Source organism: Klebsiella terrigena, assembly GCF_012029655.1.
Lineage (GTDB): Bacteria > Pseudomonadota > Gammaproteobacteria > Enterobacterales > Enterobacteriaceae > Klebsiella > Klebsiella terrigena.
The window spans coordinates 4470622-4485907 of the sequence record NZ_CP050508.1; the positions used below are offsets into that span (position 1 = coordinate 4470622).

The window sequence follows — 15286 nt, forward strand, 5'->3', positions numbered from 1 at the left end:
GCGCGGTGCCGCCGGGAAGCCGGAGTCGGGAGCCTCTCCTCAGCCGCCTACAGCGGCCACAGCCAGGCCGCGCCGCGCACGCCGCTGGAGTCACCGTGCAGCGCTTTACGGATCGGCGTTTCACACTCGCCGCCAAACACCCACCCTTTCACCAGCGCGGGCACCGTCTGGTACAGGCGTTCGACGTTGCTCATTCCGCCGCCGAGCACGATAACGTCCGGGTCGAGGATATTAATCACGTGGGCCAGCGACTTTGCCAGCCGCATCTCGTAGCGGCTCAGCGCCAGCTCCGCCAGCGGGTCCTGCTCGCCAACCCGCTGCACGATCTCGCTGCCCTTTAACGGCTGACCGCCCAGACGCCGATAGTCGGTGGCAAAGCCGGTGCCGGAGATAAAGGTTTCAATACACCCCTGCTTTGCGCAGTAGCACGGGACCTCCGCGCGATAGCGCAGCTCGTCCTCATCCATCCACGGCAGCGGGTTATGCCCCCACTCGCCGGCGGCGCCGTTGCCGCCAATATGCGAACGACCGTTAAACGCCACGCCGGCGCCGCAGCCGGTGCCGATAATGACCGCAAATACGGTCTGAGCGCCCGCCGCGGCGCCATCCACCGCTTCCGATACCGCCAGGCAGTTGGCATCGTTCGCCAGCCGCACTTCGCGATTCAGCCGCTGGCTCAGGTCTTTATCGAACGGCTGGCCGTTGAGCCAGGTGGAGTTAGCATTTTTCACTACGCCGGTGTACGGCGAAATCGAGCCGGGGATCCCCATCCCAACGCTGCCGCGCTCTCCGGTCGCCTGCTCTGCCATATCGACCAGGGCGGCAATATTCTCTATCGTTTGCGGATAATCGTCCCGCGGAGTCGGCAAACGGTGGCGAAACAGCTGCTCTCCCTTATCACTCAGGGCAATGACTTCCGTTTTCGTGCCGCCTAAATCAATACCAATACGCACTGTATGCTCCTCTCCCCGATTAACAATGCAAGCATAGCGACAATTCGCTATCATGCCCGCTGGATTTAACGACAAAGCCGTGGAAATTATCATGCTGTGGTTCAAAAATTTAATGGTTTACCGTCTCAGCCGCGACATTTCACTGCGCGCCGAGGAGATGGAAAAACAGCTGGCCGAGCTGACGTTTACGCCTTGTGGTAGCCAGGATATGGCGAAAACCGGTTGGGTATCGCCGATGGGTTCGCACAGCGATGCGCTGACGCACACGACAAACGGCCAGATCGTTATCTGCGCGCGCAAAGAAGAGAAGATCCTGCCGTCTCCGGTGATCAAACAGGCGCTGGAAGCGAAGATCTTCAAGCTGGAAGCCGAGCAGGGCCGCAAGCTGAAGAAAACCGAAAAAGATTCGCTGAAAGACGAAGTGCTGCACTCGCTGCTGCCGCGCGCTTTCAGCCGCTTTAGCCAGACCATGATGTGGATCGATACCGTCAACGGTCTGATCATGGTGGACTGCGCCAGCGCCAAAAAAGCGGAAGATACGCTGGCTCTGCTGCGCAAAACCTTAGGCTCGCTGCCGGTTGTCCCGCTGGCGCTGGAAAACCCGATCGAGCTGACGCTCACCGAATGGGTGCGCTCAGGCACCGTGGCGCAAGGCTTCCAGCTGCTGGATGAAGCCGAGCTGAAGGCTATGCTGGAAGACGGCGGCGTGATCCGCGCGAAGAAGCAGGATCTGGTCAGCGACGAAATCGCCGTGCACATTGAGGCCGGGAAGGTCGTCACCAAGCTGGCCCTCGACTGGCAGCAGCGTATTCAGTTCCTGATGTGTGACGATGGCTCCATCAAGCGCCTGAAGTTCTGTGACGAACTGCGCGATCAGAATGAAGATATCGATCGGGAAGATTTTGCCCTGCGCTTTGACGCCGATTTTATTCTGATGACCGGCGAACTGGCCGCGCTGATTCAGAATCTGGTGGAAGCCCTGGGCGGAGAAGCCCAGCGCTAATCAGCTGAATGACATCCGCAGAATCACTCGATGACGCGGATCGTCATCCTGCCGCACGGCGGCAGGATGACAAAATCAGTATTACAGATAGCGGCACAGATAGGACGTTGGCTCAGCAACCTGCAGGTGGAACTCGCTGCTGCCAGGAACGTTGAATACTTCACCGGCGGTATAGACTTTCCACTCGGTTTCCCCAGGCAGCAGAACGTTCAGCGCACCGCTGACTACGGTCATCTCTTCCGGCTGTGCGGTTCCAAAGGTATATTCCCCTTCCGCCATCACGCCCACGCTCGCGCGGCCCGTACTGCTGCTGGTGAAACCAATCGATTTCACTTTTCCATCGAAGTATTCATTACTTTGAAGCATAAACAAGCCCTTATGATCTTTTGTTGAAACCTCAATATAGGGGGCGCTCCTCGTTTCTGTCACGTAAAATTAACGCCTGATGCCAGTCCTGTGACGCAGGATAGCCGCAGCGCCCGCGTTTGCCCGTAGGCCGGGCGCCCCGGAATACGCGCCGGCGCCGATCGGCTTAAACTAAAAGCTCTGCCGCCAGCCGTGAAACCAGCACATTGGAGAGCAGAACCGGCACGTCCAGCGCTTTTTGCAGCACGTCCCGATGATGCTGATGGTAGCCGAGACAGTCCAGCACCAGCACGTCGGCGCCCTGCTCCAGCAGCGCCCTTCCGGCCGCCAGCAAATCGCTGTCGCTGCCGCTAACCGGGTTCGCCAGCGCGTAGTACGGCGCGCTGTTGAGCGAGAGCCACTTTTGCTGCTGCAGCGGCAGAACGTCCTCAACGGGAACGATAACCCCCACCTGATGACCGTCGACGATCGACGCCACCAGCGGCGGGATAATGCGCTGCGGCTCCAGCAGAATAGCGTTGCGCGCCGTAAAACCGCTCAGCATGTCGGAGCTCAACAGCAGAATGACGTCATACTCCTGCCGATCGAGCAGCGCGATAAGATGTTTTAAATCACGTTCAATCTTCCACCGCGAGACCTCGGCCATCCGGTTGTCATTGAGCAAGGTAAGCAGGCGCTCGTCGTCGGGGTCAACGGCATAATCTTCCATCACCTCTTCGCGCGTCATTTTACCTAGCAGGCTAACATGCGTGATCTGCTCTTCCCTGATATGTTCGGTTAACAGCGGCAGAACCTCCGCCACCGGCACCACGCCAACGGTTAAAATGGCCATTGTTGTACTCATATCATCTACCTTTTCACTTCCACGCCTTCAGCACAGGCTTACCGCATAATATCCGCCCCCCTGGTGGCTAAAAATCAACCGTCCAGAAGCGTAGCAGCTTAGCGCTCCAGTAGAGTGTAAAGATTCCAGATGATTCAGGAACACTCCTGAAAAATCCGCACCTTAGATATTCATTAGTACGCGTGATGAATTAAAAATGTGACAGGTGTCCGGTTTGACTCTTTGGCTGAGAAAAACAGCGCGCCGCGCAGGCGCGTAAATCAGCGGCGAGAGACGTGTTCAGCGGGGGCAAAAATACCTGCCAGCGATGGCGCTGACAGGCTGCGGCGCAGAAGATGGGCTACGATTTCTCAGGATCCTCATAGCGCCGTTTGGCATCCAGCGCTTCGCTCTCGACTGGATGTTCGCTAATCAGTGAATCGGGGGTGGGATAATCGGCGCGGAGTTGATACCAGGTTTCAGTCTGGCCCTTCTGACCTTTCTCAACGGCGACGACGCGCGCTTTGCGCGGATATGGCGGTCGGTCTGGCATGGCTCTTCCCTCTTTTACCGTACGAGCCATAAAGTATAGATAGCCGCGCTCCGTTTGCCCCAGGTAAAGTCCGAACTCGCTCCGTTACCCGCCAGCAGGCGACTCTTTCGCCACCCTGAAGGGTTAATTATCGACCGTACAGGCGCTCTGCAGCGTCGCCACGATCTGTCCGACCACCTCATCCGGCTCGGCGGTCGCATCGATAATATGGTGCGCGGTCGCCCGGTACAGCACCTCTCTTTGGGCCAGCACTTCGCCAACCTCATCGCGGATCGGTTTGCCGGTCAGCGTCGGACGCTGTTCGGTTTTCGGATAGGCTTCAAGGCGGTCAATCAGCGCAGATACCGAGGCCTGGAGATAGAAAACCACGCCGTTCTCACGCATAAACTGACGGTTCTCTTCGATGAGCACAATGCCGCCGCCGGTCGCAATAACCGTTTCCGGGCGGGTGACCGCTTTTAGCGCCTGCGATTCCAGCTCACGAAAGCGATCCCAGCCCTCCTGCTCGACGATCGTCGCGACCGTACGCTGCTCAAGCGCCTGCAGGGCATGATCGGTATCGGTAAACTGGTAATTACGCGCCCGCGCCAGCGCGTGGCCGATCGTCGTTTTACCGCAGCCGCGTGGACCGATGAGATAGATTGGCTGTGTCATTACCGAAGACCCTCTGGTTCCGCATTTTGCGGGAAAATGAATACGAAAAGTGCGCAATGATACCTGCAAAGCGGCGTCACGATAACCGTAAAATAAACGTTACAAATTATCAGGCATTCCCTTTCATCATAGAGAGCAAAGGGATTTTGCATGTAAACTTATCATTGCATTAAATGTTGCGCCAGATTTACCTCGACTCAGGGATTATTTTTTAGCCGCTGGCTGGCGTAAACGGTAACACATTTATGCAAAGCTTTACGCTGCAACATATTTACAACATGGGTGGTCCAGACGCACTCTGACCGTAATTTATCAGTGTGACAGAGGAATGTATCATGCAATCTGAAGAACAACGCCTTATCGATGGGCTGTTTTCCCGACTAAAAGAGGCCGGAACACAGAGCGCATCGCGCGATGCCGACGCCGAGGAGCGGATTGCGCAGCACATCAAAGAGCAGCCAGCCGCCCCCTACTACATGGCGCAAACGATCCTGATTCAGGAAGCGGCGATTAAGCAGCTCAACGATCGTATCCAGGCGCTGGAAGGCCAGGTGACGCAGCTGCAGGCGGCGAAACCGAGCAGCGGCGGGTTTCTCTCCGGCCTGTTTGGCGGCGGTCAGTCGCAGTCGCGCGGTTCTGACCCTATTCCGGGCGCGGAGCAGTACGCTCGGCCGCAGGCCGGCGCGCAGCCGCAGTATGCCCCGCAAATGCAGCAGCAGAACTACGCTCCTCAGGCGGCTCGCGGCGGCGGCTTTATGGCCGGTGCGCTCCAGACCGCAGCGGGCGTGGCGGGCGGGGTGGTGCTCGGCAATATGCTGACCAATATGTTCAGCGGATCGCACCCGCAGGAGATCGTCAATATCATCGAAGAGAAGCCGCAGGCTGACCTCGCGCAGACGGCAGACAGCAGCGCATCGGACGATCCCTTCCGCCAGGACGACGGTCAGTTCCTTGCGGATAACAGCACCTACAGCTCCGACTTCGACGCCGGTTTCGGCGATGACGACATCGGCAGCGACGACGATAGCTGGGTTTAGGCTACCGACCTTTCGTTTCTGTAAGCCACTTCTCCAGCGCGGCGGCAAACTGCTGACGGTCGCGCTGCGATAGGGTATCCGGGCCGCCGGTTTGCACGCCGCTGGCCCGCATCGTTTCCATAAAATCACGCATGGTCAGGCGCTCGCGAATGGTGGCCTCGCTGTAGCGCTCCCCGCGCGGATTGAGCGCCGCGCCGCCTTTGGCCAGCACTTCGGCGGCCAGAGGAATATCGGCGGTAATCACCAGATCGCCCGGCTCGCACAGGCGAACAATTTCGTTATCGGCAACATCAAAGCCCTGCGGTACGCGCAGGGTACGAATGACGCGCGACGGCGGCACCCGCAGCGCCTGGTTTGCCACCAGCGTCATCGGCGTTTGCGTGCGCTCGGCGGCACGAAACAAAATCTCTTTAATCACGTTTGGACAGGCGTCCGCATCAACCCAAATAGCCATTCCAGCTCCTGTGGACGAAAAAGGGGGCTATTATTGTCACCTGCTTTTGTCCCCCGGGAAAGCTCCGGAGTGATAAGCTAGATAACTCACGACAAAATAAGCACAGGAGAAGGGTGATGGAGAAGAAAATTGGCTTTATCGGCTGCGGCAATATGGGTAAGGCCATTCTCGGCGGCCTGATCGCCAGCGGGCAGGTACAGCCGGGGCAAATTTGGGTCTACACCCCGTCGCCGGATAAAGTGGCGGCCCTACACGACCAGTACGGTATCAACGCGGCGCAGAGCGCCCAGGACGTTGCCCAGGTCGCAGATATTGTGTTCGGCGCGGTGAAGCCGGGGATCATGGTTAAAGTGCTGAGCGACGTGGCCTCCAGCCTGAATAAAGATTCTCTGGTGGTCTCCATCGCGGCGGGCGTCACCCTCGATCAGCTCGCACGCGCGCTGGGGCACGATCGCAAGATCGTCCGCGCCATGCCTAACACCCCCTCTCTGGTCAACGCGGGTATGACTTCCGTCACGCCAAACGCGCTGGTCACCAGCGAAGAAACCGCTGAAATTCTGACTATTTTCCGCTGCTTTGGGCAGGCTGAGATTATCTCTGAGGCGATGATCCATCCGGTGGTCGGCGTCAGCGGCTCGGCGCCGGCCTACGTGTTTATGTTTATTGAAGCGATGGCTGACGCCGCCGTGCTCGGCGGCATGCCGCGGGCTCAGGCCTATAAGTTTGCCGCGCAGGCGGTGATGGGCTCGGCGAAAATGGTGCTGGAAAGCGCAGAGCATCCGGGCGCGCTGAAGGATATGGTGTGCTCGCCGGGTGGAACCACCATCGAGGCGGTTCGGGTGCTGGAAGAGAAAGGTTTCCGTTCAGCGGTGATCGAAGCGATAGCGAAATGCATGGAAAAATCAGAGAAGCTTAGCCGCTCCTGAAGCCGGGTATGATCGGGTGAGGCCGGGCCTCACCCGTTTCCACTACCCCTGTTTTTTCAGGCAGGCGCTCATAAATTTCTTACGATCGTCCCCTTTCAGCGACTGCTGGGTCGCCTGACCGTTACACTCGCCCATTTTTTGCTGCTGAGGCGTTAACCCTTTGTTCTCCGGAGCCGGCGCATCTTTCTTCAGACAGCTGCTCATAAACGCCTTACGCTCATCCCCTTTCAGCGCTTTCGCCGACGCGTCTTTGTTACAGACCGTCATTTTTTGCTGCTGGGGTGTCGGCGTTTTTTCCGCGGCGCTGACCGCAGTGGCAAAGACCAGGCCAAACAGCAGGGCAACCAGTAATGTTATTTTCATCGCACCATCCTTCTGTGAGTCAATCCCTGTAAGTCTGGTCGCTGACGGGAAAAAAACCAGCCGGCGGCTGAAATTCGCCGCCGGCACGGGCTTATTTCAGGCCCAGAGCATCTTTCATGGTATAGAACAGATCGGTCTGATCGGTTAGGCCGACGACGTTTCCGGCATGCGGGCCGTAGGCGGCGATACGCAGCTGCGTCCCGGTATGCTCCATCGACTCGCCCTCGGAGTTACCGTAGCTCATCACCATCACCGCACCGTCTTTGGTGGTCAGCGCCTGCGTCAGGCCCGGCGCTTTAGAATCAGCGGGGATGATCTGGCTGGAGTGCGCGTGGTCGGCGGTCACCACCACCAGGGTATTGCCATCTTTTTTGGCGAACTCCAGCGCTTTCTGCACCGCTTCGTCAAGATCGACGGTCTCGCCAATCTGGCCGCACGGGTTCGCCGCGTGATCCTGTTTGTCGATGGAGGCACCTTCAACCTGCAGGAAGAATCCCTTCTCGTTGCTGCTCAGCAGGCTGATGGCTTTATCCGTCATCTGCGCCAGCGTTGGCACCGAGGCGTCGCGCTTCGCGTTCGGCGTGCAGGTTACCGCCGGCTTGTCGATATTGCCGTGCAGGGAGGCTTTAGGCCCTTCCCAGCGTACCGGCATATTACCGTCAGAAAACAGCCCCAGCAGCGGTTTGCCCTGGTTGGCTTCGCCGACTGCGGCCAGCGAAGCGGCGTCGGTGACAATCTGGTAGCCGCGGGCGACCGCCTGGTCATGCAGCGTTTTGCCCTGCCATTCACCGGCGGTGGCGGTTTCAGCGAAAGTTTTTGCTCCGCCGCCAAGCGTCACGTCGGCGCGGGCGTTCAGCAGCTGCTCGGAAATCGATCCCTTGCCGCCTTTTTCCAGCGCGTTGCCCGGACATTTTTCGCTGGTGACGCTGGGGCCATAGCACTTACGTGAGGTCACGTGTGCCACCAGAGCGGCGGGCGTGGCGTCCTGCAGTTCGGCGGTTGAGACGTTGCCGGTAGCAAAGCCGGCGGCTTTCGCCAGCTCAAGGATGGTCTGGTGATCTTTCTCGTGGATATCGACGCCCAGCGCGCCGTTATAGCTTTTGACGCCGGTGGTCCACGCCGTCGCGGACGCGGCGGAATCGGTCACATAATCCGGCTTGCCGGTTTTCTTATCCAGAGAATAATGGGTGTACTGACCGGTCAACGGCAGCGCATCAATACCTTTGAAGAAACCGCCCGCGCCTTCGGCATAATTGCGTGCGGCGGTAATTTCTGAATCCCCCATTCCGTCACCAATCAGCAAAATAATATTTTTGGCTGGCTTGTTGATTAATGAGGCCTGTAACGCGGCAGTTTGGTCGCCGCTTAAACGACGAGCGCCGCCGGCAGCGGTGATATCTCCCTGGGCGGCACGATTATCGAGCGCCGGGGCGGACGGGGTATCAGCATGAATAACCGGGGAAGCCAGCAGAGGCAGTAGGGCAATAAAGAGGGCGCTTAATTTCACTTTTGTCGTCTCCATGTAAAAATACTTAAAAAACAAAACGAGGGAGACTTTATAAAAGCGATGTGACAGTAAAATGACAGCATCCATACCTTGTCACAGGCGCTAGCTACGAGGATGCCGCAACAGCTTTTTTATATATTGCTGCAACCGCTGGGCATCGCGCTCGTCAACCAGCGGACCGGGGCTGGCCTGCTCGATAGCCTGTTCAATATCGTTAATTAACGCCTGCTGAGCGTCCTGCTCCATATGCCTTAGCAGCGCCGTGACCACCACTTCCAGCGCCTCAACCTGCACCGTCAGTTCCTTTGTTTCCTCTTCCTTTTGTGCCAGGTTTACCAGTAGCTCGGCAATGAGATTCTTCACAACGCTTTATCCTTTAGGCGAGGTCAGTAATTTGTTCTTTATGTCATAGATTCGTCGTCGGATACCAGATTTATTTTCTAAAAATGTCTGCGGATTATCACGGATAATAAGCGAAACGTTTTCACGATTAAAAAACAGGCAGCAAAAGCAACCACCATAAATAACGACCAAAGAGAGTTCTATAACCATTTTTAATAGTAAATAATAAAATGGTATAGCCGTCGTATTTCCGTAATAAGCAAAATGCATCACCATAATAGAATTGGTGAGCAGCCTGATACGCGGCTTTAGACCCCAGCACCATGCCGTGGTGTGCGGCGCTGATGGACTGGTGTCATAACAAAGAGTAATGAAAGCATCGCCGCGAGAAGTTAATAAGGCGCTATGCACACATACCGCCTGGCGGCAGTCAGGCAGATGCCCGGCTGCGCCGCAGCATAACCGCCAGCTGCCAAAGGTTAATCAGCACGATAATCGCCGTGGCGATAAACACCCAGCGGAAGCCGGCCATTGCCGATACCGAGGCGCCAATCAGCGGCCCGACGACGTTCCCCAGATACATAAACGACTGATTGTAGCCGAAGATGCGTCCGGTCACGCTATCGCTGCAGTATTTGAGCAGCAGCGTTTGCACCGCCGGCAGCATCGCGCCGTCGGCAAAGCCCAGCATGAAGCGCAGCACGCCCAGCTGCAGCGGCGTGGTCACGAACGACATCGCAAAGAACATCACCACCGCGCAGCACAGCGTCGCCAGCAGGATCCGCGAGGTGCCAATCCGATCTCCAAGCTTGCCTAAACGCGGGGCCGAGATCAGCGCCGAAACGCCCGGCACGGCGGCAATCATGCCGGCGAGGAAGGCAATATTATTGCTCTCCGGGGCCATCGATTTGATAAACAGCGCCAGAATCGGCCCGATTGAACCGTTACAAAGCTGAATCACCAGGGTAGTGAAGAACAGGCTAATGACCAGGCCGGGATAGGGCAGCGTAGCAAATACCTCCCTCCCGCTTAGGCGATCCGCCTTACTGACCTGCGGGCGCACGCCCTCTTTAATCAAGAACAGCGTCACCAGGAAGCTCACCGTCAGCAAAATGGCGGTGATGATAAACACCATTCGCAGGCCAACGTGGTCGGCGAGGAAACCGCCCAGCAGCGGCCCGCCGATGACGCCGCTAATCTGCGCCGTCGATAGCGTACTGAGCGCCCAGCCGCTGCGTTCTCGCGGTACCTGAGAGGCCACCAGCGCCATCGCATTAGGAATATAGCCGGAAGTCAGCCCCATCACCGCGCGCAGGATAAACAGCTGCCAGACGTTGGTCGCAAAGGCCTGAAGCAGGATGGCAATCGCCATTCCCAGGGAGGCGCGCAGCAGCATCAGCTTGCGCCCTTTGCGATCCGCGAGGCTGCCCCACATCGGCGAAACGATGGCCGATACCAGGAAGGTGACGCTAAACGTCAGGCCCGACCACATCGACAGCGCCTCGTGAGAGGTGACGCCCAGCTGAGAAACATAGAGCGGCAAGAACGGCAGAATTTGGCTGATTGCCAGGCCGGTAAAAAAGCAGCCGAACCAGACAGAGATGAGATTAACCTTCCAGGATTCCATAACTACGCGTATTCATTAGTTTTTTGTGAATTATTATCTAGCTTAGCAAGTTCCCTCCGCCGGCGTATTACCAGAGATGCGCTCGCGATGAGTTTAGTGTTTTATCATTCCATATCCCGATTTATAAAATATTATCAGAACTAATCGCCTGAGCCTTAGGGCGTTGTGCTGACGTCGCGGCGCCGCCGCGTATCGGCTCCCGCCCTCGCCTGCTTATCCGCAGCGGCGGTTGAACAGCTTTTAACCCCCTGCCATCTGCCGCACAGATTCTGGCAGCCATGCCGTCATCGCACATGCTATGTTATGTGCTTTGATGTAATCAGGATGGAAGTTGAAATGGCTAAGATGAGGGTTGGGATCGTTTTTGGCGGCAAGTCGGCAGAACATGAAGTGTCGCTGCAGTCGGCGAAGAACATCGTGGAAGCAATTGATAAATCGCGTTTCGACGTCGTTCTGCTGGGGATTGATAAACAGGGTCTCTGGCACATTAACGATGCCGGTAACTATCTGCTGAACCCGCAGGATCCTGCCCATATTGCGCTGCGTCCCTCCGATGTCACGCTGGCGCAAATTCCCGGTCGCCAATCCCGGCAGCTGATTAATGCCGACAGCGGTCAACCGCTGGCCGCCATCGACGTCATTTTCCCGATTGTCCACGGCACCCTGGGAGAAGACGGCTCGCTGCAGGGCATGCTGCGGATGGCTAACCTGCCCTTCGTCGGCTCTGACGTGCTCGGCTCCGCCGCCTGCATGGATAAGGACGTCACCAAGCGCCTGCTGCGTGACGCCGGCCTGTCCATCGCACCGTTTATTACCCTGACCCGCGCTAACCGCCAGCGCTTTAGCTTCGCTGAAGTGCAAAAGACCCTCGGCCTGCCGCTATTTGTCAAACCGGCCAACCAGGGCTCGTCGGTGGGCGTGAGCAAGGTGAACAACGAAGAGCAGTATCAGCAGGCGGTCGCCCTGGCCTTTGAATTTGACCATAAGGTGGTGGTTGAACAAGGAATTAAGGGCCGGGAGATCGAGTGTGCGGTACTGGGTAACGATGAACCTCAGGCTAGCACCTGCGGCGAAATCGTCCTCAACAGCGAATTCTACGCCTACGACACCAAGTACATTGACGACCAGGGGGCGAAAGTCGTCGTTCCGGCCGCCATTGACGGTGAAGTTAACGATAAAATTCGCGATATTGCCGTTCGCGCCTATCAGACGCTCGGCTGCAGCGGCATGGCGCGCGTCGACGTGTTCCTGACGGCAGATAATGAAGTTGTTATCAATGAAATCAACACGCTGCCAGGGTTTACCAATATCAGCATGTATCCCAAGCTGTGGCAAGCCAGCGGACTGGACTATACCAGCCTGATCACTCGCCTGATTGAGCTGGCGCTGGAGCGTCACGCCGCCGATCGCGCGCTGAAAACCTCAATGAACTGATGAAATTGCCCCGGCGACGCAGCGCTTGCCGGGGCGACAGCTTTACGGCCCGGGTGGCCGCGAAACTATCAATGCCTAGGCTTGCTCCGCCGGACGACGGCGAATAATAAACCCCGCCAGCCAGAAGCTAATGACCCAGGTCACCAGCCCCACGGCATAGGATTGCCAGCCCTGAGTTTCAAACCCCAGCAGCCCCACCACGCCGTTCAGAATAAAAATTAACCCCAGCGCAATAGCGTAATAGTGCCAGTCACGGCGAATTTTATCAGTGAGCTTCATGACAACTCCAACGGCAAAAAAAGCATCTTCGCACAGGCGCAATCCGCGGTCTGTAGCGACGTTGAGAATTATTTAACAGTGGGAGATGGCTCTCCCTTTGCCAAACTTTTAACGCGCTCGCAAAGCGATAAGTTCAGGAATATTCCTGGCCGAAAATTACCAGCAATCTGATACTGGATAGCGCCCCCCGCTGCCAAAATAATCGCCGTGTAGCCGGTGTAAAAACGGCTGAGAAGTGGAGTACGGAGGTTATATGGCAGAGTTTGCCTTTTCAAAAACGCTCTTTGGCAAAAAAAGAAGGAGCCCGCTGACCAGCAGCAATATCGCCTACGGACTGTTTGTGCTGTTCTGCTTCTGGGCCGGGGCGCAAATGCTGAGCATGCTGGTGCACGCACCCGGCGTTTTTGAACACTTAATACAGGTCCAGAACACCCAACATCCGCGCATAGAAATAGGTCTGGCGGTGGGGACAATATTTGGCCTGGTCCCCTTTCTGATTGGCTGCCTGCTGGTGGCTCTTCTCGGGCTTATCCTGCGCTGGCGCAATAATCGCTAACGACGCGCCATGCAGCTGGCGCGCCGCTCATCAACCCGCTTCGCGAACCAGGCGGTTGTCAGATTTCGCGTAATTTTAGGGCTTTCGAGCTGGATCCCGGGGAGAATTTCCCGCGGCACGGCCTTGCCTGCTTTCTTATCCGCAAGACGGAAAACCTGCTGATAGAGGTCGGTTTTCTTAAACGCCAGGCTGTCGCCTTTCTTCAGCTGTCGGTGAATATCGTCATCGCTCATCGCCAGCTGTCCGGCTACGCGCCGCACCGCCAGCTCTGTGGTCCCCGGCTCGTCGCTGTCGTAGCGAATCAAATCCCCGTCCAGCGCCAGCTTCACGCCGCTGACTTTGCTGACCGCATGTTGAAATGCGGCATTGCGGCTGGCGTACCAGCCGGCGTTGAAATCAGCAAAACGATACAGCGGCGCGCTATAGTTCGCCGGATAGTTCAGCAAATGCCGGGTGCCAAACCACAGACCGCCGCGCAGGCTAAAGACCTCCTTGCGCACGCTGCCCTCCATTTTCCACGGATAGCCGTCGGTGTGCTGCTGGGCAAAGGCGATGCTGACCTGCATCGGGCCGCCGGTATGCACCGGGTTGAGGGAGCCAAACAGAGTCTGGCCCATCGGTACCATGTCGATAAAATCGTCAAAAACGGCGCTTAGCTGCTTCTCCGTTTTCACGCTATCCAGGCGCTCACTGTAGCTTTTGCCGTTCGGCGAAGGAATTTTTAGCGCGGTATGCACGACGAACAGCGGAATGTGCATTTTCTCCGCCCGGCGGTCTATCTCCTGCCAGGCGATTTTATTCAGCCCCGGCACCACCGGATCAGACTGATAGTTGGACTCCTGCTGGGCCACGGCGAGCACCGAACAGACGTTTTCTTCCGTCGGCGCCAGCTTCTGGCTTTCGAAGGCCTTAGCTATCGCCTGCGCCCATTCATCACGGTCCTTCACGCTGGCCGGCATTTTTTGCCGGACTACGGCGGCAACGTCCACGGGCTTTTCGCCTTTTTTTAGCGCCGGTCCCTGATTACTGGTACAGGCGCTGAGAACCATCCCCGCCAGAAGCGTCAGGGAGAGCGAAACGATACGAGTAGAGGCTGCTGCCGCCATAATCCTTCCTTGAGATAATTAACCGAGCGTTTGCGTGACTTCATTTAACTCTTTGCCATCGAGCTCACGCTCAAAGCTGCGCAGACGTTTGTAGATGGACATCAGCTCCACCAGCGTCGTCCAGGAGCTGATCAGGTACTGGAACGAACCGCGCACCTGGCCAAATACGTTGGTTATCTGCGTCATCAGGCCCAGCGTAATCGTACCGGCAACGATCGACGGAAACAGCAGGAACAAACCGAAAACGTTATCGACCTGCAGATAGAGAATGCGCGCGATGTTGAAGTACATGTAGTGGAAATAGAGGCGGAAATAGTTGCGGCGTACGGCGCCGAACAGCTCGCGAACGGTCGGTGGCGTCGCGCGAGCGGCGTCATCTTCGCCGTATACCAGCTCCTTACGATAGGCCGCCTCAACGCGCTGGTTTTTAAACTCCAGCCCCGGCAGCTTGATCCCCACCACCGCCAGCATACCGGTGCCCATCAGCGACCAGACGATCGCCGCAATCACCAGGCCATACGGCAGGTGGCCAACAATCGGCAGGTCCGGCACGTGCTCGGACAGGGTGACCAGCACCGGCAGAAAGGCAATCAGGGTCATCACCGCGTTGATAAAGCTCACGCCCATATCTTCAAGGGTAGAGGCAAAGCGCATGGTATCTTCCTGCACACGCTGGGCCGCGCCTTCGATATGGCGTAAATGGTGCCAGTGCGCCATGTAGTGTTCGTTCATCGCGGTACGCCAGCGGAAGACGTAGTGGCTGACGAAAAAGTTGTTCATCACGCCGATAATCACCGCAATAACCGCAATCCCGAGGAATACGCCAATTTCTTGATAAAACTGGTTAATGCTGACCTTATGCGGCGTGGCCAGCGCGGCCTGTATCAGATCGTAGAACGGCGCGTACCAGGCGTTGATCGCCACCCCCACTTCCACCAGGAACCAGGTGACGAAGATAATCAGCGACGTGCCGAGGATCGACCAGTACTGCCAGCGATGCGGGCACCAGCTAAACCAAAACAGGGCGAAAACGCCGACGCAGAACAGGTAGTAGGCGTAAAAAACCAAATAGTTCAGCGACCAGAAGCGCGCGGCGCTGATGGCCACGTTTTGCGATGCGCCGGCCATTCGCAGCAGCCAGTCGCCGCCGCCCGCCTGCCAAAAGATCACCGCCAGCAGCGACCAGATAAAGGCAGAGATAAAAAACGGCCCCGGTTTGGGGAAAAAAGATTTAAACATCATGCTCTCCTGCTAACTTCTTATCATTCTGATTATGCTGTGTACCACGACAATGCCCGCCGCA

At 57.2% G+C, this 15286-nt stretch carries 19 protein-coding genes; 5 read left to right on the top strand and 14 right to left on the bottom strand.

Annotation, left to right across the window (positions count from 1 at the left end; all coding sequences use genetic code 11):
• Window positions 1-47: 47 nt before the first annotated feature.
• Window positions 48-953 carry a fructokinase gene (gene mak / locus HCK03_RS20965; RefSeq protein ID WP_167692129.1) on the bottom strand — a complete coding sequence of 302 codons (906 nt, stop codon included), beginning with the start codon at window positions 951-953 and terminating at the stop codon, window positions 48-50.
• A gap of 91 nt (window positions 954-1044) precedes the next feature.
• Here mak and rdgC point away from each other — a divergent pair, with 91 nt between their 5' ends.
• Window positions 1045-1956 (top strand): recombination-associated protein RdgC, encoded by a 912-nt coding sequence (gene rdgC, locus HCK03_RS20970; protein ID WP_041147534.1) that lies wholly within the window; start codon window positions 1045-1047, stop codon window positions 1954-1956.
• 81 nt (window positions 1957-2037) lie between these two features.
• Here the strand turns inward: rdgC and ppnP are convergent, their stop codons facing one another.
• From ppnP to aroL, 4 genes are all read right to left on the bottom strand, one after another.
• Window positions 2038-2322 (bottom strand): pyrimidine/purine nucleoside phosphorylase, encoded by a 285-nt coding sequence (ppnP, locus tag HCK03_RS20975; RefSeq protein WP_041144262.1) that lies wholly within the window; start codon window positions 2320-2322, stop codon window positions 2038-2040.
• Window positions 2323-2488: 166 nt separating this feature from the next.
• Window positions 2489-3166, bottom strand: a complete 678-nt coding sequence (locus HCK03_RS20980; protein ID WP_123550979.1) for an AroM family protein — start codon at window positions 3164-3166, stop codon at window positions 2489-2491.
• A 340-nt stretch (window positions 3167-3506) separates the two neighbouring features.
• Window positions 3507-3698 carry a YaiA family protein gene (locus HCK03_RS20985; protein ID WP_041144260.1) on the bottom strand — a complete coding sequence of 64 codons (192 nt, stop codon included), beginning with the start codon at window positions 3696-3698 and terminating at the stop codon, window positions 3507-3509.
• Between the two features lie 123 nt (window positions 3699-3821).
• A complete protein-coding gene (gene aroL, locus HCK03_RS20990) occupies window positions 3822-4352 on the bottom strand; it encodes a shikimate kinase AroL (RefSeq protein ID WP_115193471.1) in 531 nt (176 codons plus the stop codon).
• A 335-nt stretch (window positions 4353-4687) separates the two neighbouring features.
• On the opposite strand from aroL, the gene HCK03_RS20995 reads away from it, so the two are divergent.
• Window positions 4688-5389: a DUF2076 domain-containing protein gene (locus HCK03_RS20995; protein ID WP_167692130.1), complete on the top strand. Its 702-nt coding sequence runs from the start codon at window positions 4688-4690 to the stop codon at window positions 5387-5389.
• A gap of 1 nt (window position 5390) precedes the next feature.
• On the opposite strand, the gene HCK03_RS21000 is transcribed toward HCK03_RS20995, so the two are convergent.
• Window positions 5391-5843, bottom strand: coding sequence for a YaiI/YqxD family protein (locus HCK03_RS21000; RefSeq protein ID WP_041144257.1), 453 nt, complete (start codon window positions 5841-5843; stop codon window positions 5391-5393).
• Window positions 5844-5959: 116 nt separating this feature from the next.
• Between HCK03_RS21000 and proC the strand changes: the two genes are divergently transcribed.
• Entirely contained in the window at window positions 5960-6769 is an 810-nt protein-coding gene (gene proC / locus HCK03_RS21005) for a pyrroline-5-carboxylate reductase (protein ID WP_041144256.1), read from the top strand.
• Between the two features lie 42 nt (window positions 6770-6811).
• Here proC and psiF read toward each other — a convergent pair whose 3' ends face one another.
• The 5 genes from psiF to HCK03_RS21030 all read right to left on the bottom strand — a co-directional run bounded on the left by psiF (window position 6812) and on the right by HCK03_RS21030 (window position 10608).
• On the bottom strand, window positions 6812-7132 hold the full coding sequence (gene psiF, locus HCK03_RS21010; RefSeq protein WP_041144255.1) for a phosphate starvation-inducible protein PsiF: 321 nt from the start codon (window positions 7130-7132) through the stop codon (window positions 6812-6814).
• A gap of 91 nt (window positions 7133-7223) precedes the next feature.
• Window positions 7224-8654 carry an alkaline phosphatase gene (gene phoA / locus HCK03_RS21015; protein WP_167692131.1) on the bottom strand — a complete coding sequence of 477 codons (1431 nt, stop codon included), beginning with the start codon at window positions 8652-8654 and terminating at the stop codon, window positions 7224-7226.
• An 87-nt stretch (window positions 8655-8741) separates the two neighbouring features.
• Entirely contained in the window at window positions 8742-9002 is a 261-nt protein-coding gene (gene iraP / locus HCK03_RS21020) for an anti-adapter protein IraP (RefSeq protein ID WP_041144254.1), read from the bottom strand.
• A 6-nt stretch (window positions 9003-9008) separates the two neighbouring features.
• The gene (locus HCK03_RS21025) at window positions 9009-9392 is read right to left on the bottom strand and encodes a hypothetical protein (RefSeq protein ID WP_167692132.1); all 384 of its coding nucleotides are present in this window, start codon (window positions 9390-9392) and stop codon (window positions 9009-9011) included.
• A gap of 19 nt (window positions 9393-9411) precedes the next feature.
• Window positions 9412-10608: a multidrug efflux MFS transporter gene (locus HCK03_RS21030; protein ID WP_143967650.1), complete on the bottom strand. Its 1197-nt coding sequence runs from the start codon at window positions 10606-10608 to the stop codon at window positions 9412-9414.
• A gap of 336 nt (window positions 10609-10944) precedes the next feature.
• Here HCK03_RS21030 and ddlA point away from each other — a divergent pair, with 336 nt between their 5' ends.
• Complete coding sequence (ddlA, locus tag HCK03_RS21035) at window positions 10945-12042, top strand: D-alanine--D-alanine ligase (protein WP_167692133.1); 1098 nt, start codon at window positions 10945-10947, stop codon at window positions 12040-12042.
• A 75-nt stretch (window positions 12043-12117) separates the two neighbouring features.
• Here the strand turns inward: ddlA and HCK03_RS21040 are convergent, their stop codons facing one another.
• Window positions 12118-12321: a DUF2754 family protein gene (locus tag HCK03_RS21040; protein ID WP_041144251.1), complete on the bottom strand. Its 204-nt coding sequence runs from the start codon at window positions 12319-12321 to the stop codon at window positions 12118-12120.
• Between the two features lie 253 nt (window positions 12322-12574).
• Between HCK03_RS21040 and HCK03_RS21045 the strand changes: the two genes are divergently transcribed.
• The gene (locus HCK03_RS21045) at window positions 12575-12877 is read left to right on the top strand and encodes a DUF2755 family protein (protein WP_041144250.1); all 303 of its coding nucleotides are present in this window, start codon (window positions 12575-12577) and stop codon (window positions 12875-12877) included.
• Here the strand turns inward: HCK03_RS21045 and HCK03_RS21050 are convergent.
• Together HCK03_RS21050 and sbmA are read right to left on the bottom strand one after the other, a co-directional pair.
• Entirely contained in the window at window positions 12874-13983 is a 1110-nt protein-coding gene (locus tag HCK03_RS21050) for a DUF1615 domain-containing protein (RefSeq protein WP_167692134.1), read from the bottom strand. The genes HCK03_RS21045 and HCK03_RS21050 overlap by 4 nt on opposite strands.
• A gap of 18 nt (window positions 13984-14001) precedes the next feature.
• A complete protein-coding gene (sbmA, locus tag HCK03_RS21055; protein WP_041144248.1) occupies window positions 14002-15222 on the bottom strand; it encodes a peptide antibiotic transporter SbmA in 1221 nt (406 codons plus the stop codon).
• Window positions 15223-15286: the final 64 nt, after the last annotated feature.

Coding starts and splice junctions, on each gene's coding strand:
- rdgC (WP_041147534.1), top strand. CDS start 1,045: ATGCTGTGGTTCAAAAATTTAATGGTTTACCGTCTCAGCCGCGACATT.
- ppnP (WP_041144262.1), bottom strand. CDS start 2,322: ATGCTTCAAAGTAATGAATACTTCGATGGAAAAGTGAAATCGATTGGT.
- HCK03_RS20980 (WP_123550979.1), bottom strand. CDS start 3,166: ATGAGTACAACAATGGCCATTTTAACCGTTGGCGTGGTGCCGGTGGCG.
- HCK03_RS20985 (WP_041144260.1), bottom strand. CDS start 3,698: ATGCCAGACCGACCGCCATATCCGCGCAAAGCGCGCGTCGTCGCCGTT.
- aroL (WP_115193471.1), bottom strand. CDS start 4,352: ATGACACAGCCAATCTATCTCATCGGTCCACGCGGCTGCGGTAAAACG.
- HCK03_RS20995 (WP_167692130.1), top strand. CDS start 4,688: ATGCAATCTGAAGAACAACGCCTTATCGATGGGCTGTTTTCCCGACTA.
- HCK03_RS21000 (WP_041144257.1), bottom strand. CDS start 5,843: ATGGCTATTTGGGTTGATGCGGACGCCTGTCCAAACGTGATTAAAGAG.
- proC (WP_041144256.1), top strand. CDS start 5,960: ATGGAGAAGAAAATTGGCTTTATCGGCTGCGGCAATATGGGTAAGGCC.
- psiF (WP_041144255.1), bottom strand. CDS start 7,132: ATGAAAATAACATTACTGGTTGCCCTGCTGTTTGGCCTGGTCTTTGCC.
- phoA (WP_167692131.1), bottom strand. CDS start 8,654: ATGGAGACGACAAAAGTGAAATTAAGCGCCCTCTTTATTGCCCTACTG.
- HCK03_RS21030 (WP_143967650.1), bottom strand. CDS start 10,608: ATGGAATCCTGGAAGGTTAATCTCATCTCTGTCTGGTTCGGCTGCTTT.
- ddlA (WP_167692133.1), top strand. CDS start 10,945: ATGGCTAAGATGAGGGTTGGGATCGTTTTTGGCGGCAAGTCGGCAGAA.
- HCK03_RS21040 (WP_041144251.1), bottom strand. CDS start 12,321: ATGAAGCTCACTGATAAAATTCGCCGTGACTGGCACTATTACGCTATT.
- HCK03_RS21045 (WP_041144250.1), top strand. CDS start 12,575: ATGGCAGAGTTTGCCTTTTCAAAAACGCTCTTTGGCAAAAAAAGAAGG.
- HCK03_RS21050 (WP_167692134.1), bottom strand. CDS start 13,983: ATGGCGGCAGCAGCCTCTACTCGTATCGTTTCGCTCTCCCTGACGCTT.
- sbmA (WP_041144248.1), bottom strand. CDS start 15,222: ATGTTTAAATCTTTTTTCCCCAAACCGGGGCCGTTTTTTATCTCTGCC.